Genomic DNA, 3,440 nt, shown 5'->3' on the forward strand with positions numbered 1-3,440 from the left:
CCTTCCTGGCGCAGCATGGTTTGCGCAAGGTAGAGACACTCGGCACGGCGCGGGTTGTAATCGTAGCCTGCCAACCAAGTCGCCAAGGCTTCATCGCGTTTGCCCATTAATTTGTAGCACTCGCCCAGCTGTTGGTAAGAAACCGTCACTTCCTCGATCCAACCGCCCAACTCGATGCGTTTTTTAAACCATTCGCTCGCACGCTCGGGCATATCAGAGTCCCAATAAGAACGTGCCGCATAAAAGGCGTAACGCGGTTTCAGGTCTTCATCTTCAGGGCTGTAAAACGCTTTTTCCAAAGAAACGGCGTCAAGCAGGTATTTGTTCGCCATATTGCTGCGTGCGCCGAAACGGCCGCTGAGGACCGTATAGTCGCCATGAAGCGTGGCTTCACTGGTATCTTGTTTGTCGGTTTCGATAAATTCGTGCAACACGCCGCGCCAGTAGAATGTTCCGTCATTGCGCAACAACAGCGGACGGTAATAAACCACGCTGCCCATGGCATTTCTCATGCGGAGGCGGTAACGGTCGGCTGTCAGCTCGGGCAATTCCAATTTACCTTCAAAGCGGTCGTCCGCATCAAAAATCAACACGTAATCGGTTTTGCCTTTTGCGTGTTTCAACGCCTGATTGCGGTTGTACGCAAAATTTTGCCAACCATCATGATGAATCTCGCCCGCGATGCCCTTTGCATCGAAAAAGCGGCGGATCACGCCGGCGGTATCATCGGTCGAGCCGGTGTCGCTGATGACATAGTAGTCAAGTTTAATGTGGTCGGTGATGTTGGCCAGTGTTTCTTCGATGATTGCCGCTTCGTTTTTGACAATCATATTCAAGCAGATGGTTTGGGACATTTTCAATAGCCGCATTGGTTTGGAAAGGTATTATTTTACTTTAGCATTTTGTTTTTTGCACACAAAATACTCAGGCCGTCTGAAGATTGCCTTTCAGACGGCCTGAAGTTTATTTTGCCTTATCTTTTTTCCTGACGGCGTATCAGATACACCGCCAACAGTGCAAACAAAACCGTCGGCAATGCACCCGCCAAAAATGGCGGTACGCCGTACAACTGGCTGGTAAAGCCGAAGAGCCGTCCGGCAAAGTGGAACAGCAAACCGAGGCAGATACCGCCGAAGAGTTTCAAGCCCATATTGCCGTGGCGCGTGGTTTGCGGCGTAAAGGCGAAGGCAACAAGCGCCATCACCCATGCGGCAACGGGATACACCAGCTTGCGCCACCATGCGATGGCATAGACTTGGGTATTTTGGTTGTTTTTTTCCAGATGGTCGATGTAGGTGGTCAATTCACCGACAGACATTTGGTCGGGCTTGACGAGCAATACGTCCATCAGGTTGCGTTTGACGGAAATCGGCCAGTTTTCTTCGGCGGCGGTGGAAACCTCGACTTTATCTTCGCCCAATATGCTGCGGCGGATGTTTTTCAGCTGCCAGCTGCCGTCGGGATTCAAAACGGCGGATTCGGCTTCTGCCGCTTGGGTCAGTTCATTTTTATCATTGCGCTCCCAAATTTTGATGCCCAAAAGCGTATGGTCGGGCAACATTTCGCGCACGTTGATAATGCTGTTTTTTTCTTTCAGCCAAAGGCCGGTATTGCCGGTGCTGATTTTGCCGTTGATGGCGGCGGCTTTGATGTTTTCGGCTTTTTGACTCAGCGTGGGTGCAACCCATTCGCCAAGCGCGACGGTGGCAATGGCGAAAATCAAACCGAACTGCGACAGAATCAACAGCAGCTTTTTGGTGCTCATGCCGCTGGCTTTGATGACGGTCAGCTCGCTGCCGGAAGCCAGTTGGCTGAGGGAAATCAGGCCGCCGATCAAAACGGCGAGCGGCATCAGTTCATAGGCGCGCGCAGGCATCTGCATTAAAACATACTGCCCCAATTTTGCGCCGTTATAGCTGCCTTTTCCAAGATCGCCGACTTCGTTGATGATTTCAAAAAAGCTGTACAAAGCGAGGAAGGCAAGGAGGGCGTAAACTGCCATAACCGCCATTTGACGGATGATGTAACGTGAAATCAGGTTCATTTTCCGCCTTTCAATGTCAGACTTTTGGCAACCGCCTGCCAGAAGGGTTGGCTGGGCATACTGCGCACGCGCAGCAGGACGACGGCAATCACAAACATGATGATGTGCATAGGCAGCAGTCCGAGCCAGAAATGGATTTTGCCGTCTTCCACGGCATTGCGCAGGAAGGTCAGCCCGTTTTGGTAAACCAAAAACAAACCGATGGCAATCAGGATATTGTAGGTATGGCCGCTGCGCGGATTGAAATAGGAAAGCGGCACGGCAAGCAGGCACAACAGCAAAACGCTGACGGTCAAGGAAATACGCCACATCAATTCCGCCTGGTGTTGGGGATTGCTGCTGCCAATCAGTTGGGCGGTCGGAATGGTACGGCGGTGTGAAACAGGGTCGATGAGTTTGGGCGTGGTGCTGATAATCAGGCTGAGGTGTTGGAAAGAAACGCGGTTGTAATCGGCTTTGCCGGGCGTACCGCTGTAACGGTAGCCGTCGCGCAATTCAAGCGTGCGTTTATTGTCGGTCAGCGAAAAATTGCCCTCTTTGGCAAAAACGATGTTGTCGTTACCGTTTTTGTCCTGCTCGCGCAGAAACAGGTTTTTCATGATGCCGGATTCAGTATCGAAGGTTTCGACAAAATAAACCCTGCCGTTGCGCTTGCCCAAGTTATTGAACTCACCGGCTTCCACCAAAGACAATTCCTGCTTCTGCTTCAAAATTTCGGCATATTCGCGGCTGCGCAACTCTGCCCACGGCATCACCCAAAGCTGCATGACGGCAATCAAAATGGCAAACGGCACGGCAAACTGCATGACCGGGCGTATCCATTGTTTCAATGCCAAGCCGCAAGAAAGCCAAACCGACATCTCGCTGTCGCGCCAGTAGCGGGTCAATACAGTCAACGTACTGATAAATGCGGTCAACACCAGCAAAAGCGGAGTCATGCCGATTACCCAGAAGCCGACCAAGGCCAACACGGCATCGATGGCGACACGCCCGTCGGCTGCGCGGCCAAGCAGGTTGATGGCCTGCGTGGACACCAATACCGCCAAGAGGACGACAAAGATGCCGACGGCGGTAAAGGAAAGTTCTTTAATAAAGTTTCTTTGGTAAATCATAAGATTGAGCGTGGTATACGGTTTATGGGAAACCTATATTTATTAATAAGGCTTCAGACGGCATGACACAAATGGAGTACAATGATTTTCATCTGTTCGGACGGTTGGTCAACAGGCCGTCTGAACAACCGACAACCGTTCCAATCAGGAGAATAAACGTGAAATTTAGCACAAAAGCCGAAACTTTGCAGGCTCAACAGGCAGGTGCGCAATTATTTGTCTGCGCCGAAGCATCGCAACTGAGCAACCCGACTGCCCTCGCCCTCTTCGCTTCCCTTGAAGAA

General features: G+C 51.4%; 3 protein-coding genes and 1 pseudogene. 1 reads left to right on the plus strand and 3 read right to left on the minus strand.

Annotated elements, in window-relative coordinates; genetic code table 11:
* The 3 genes from ACTHUT_RS15965 to lptF form a co-directional block, all read right to left on the minus strand.
* The coding region (locus ACTHUT_RS15965; protein ID WP_440419043.1) for a glycosyltransferase at positions 1-854 on the minus strand (854 nt) is incomplete at its 3' end.
* A 119-nt stretch (positions 855-973) separates the two neighbouring features.
* Positions 974-2,044, minus strand: a complete 1,071-nt coding sequence (lptG, locus tag ACTHUT_RS15970; RefSeq protein WP_070591333.1) for an LPS export ABC transporter permease LptG — start codon at positions 2,042-2,044, stop codon at positions 974-976.
* Positions 2,041-3,156, minus strand: coding sequence for an LPS export ABC transporter permease LptF (gene lptF / locus ACTHUT_RS15975; RefSeq protein ID WP_003686055.1), 1,116 nt, complete (start codon positions 3,154-3,156; stop codon positions 2,041-2,043). Before lptF ends, lptG begins: the two co-directional genes overlap by 4 nt.
* 62 nt (positions 3,157-3,218) lie before the next feature.
* Between lptF and ACTHUT_RS15980 the strand changes: the two are divergent.
* A pseudogene (locus ACTHUT_RS15980) lies at positions 3,219-3,440 on the plus strand (leucyl aminopeptidase); the annotation flags it as partial.

It is taken from the genome of Neisseria sp. P0022.S010, assembly GCF_051956635.1.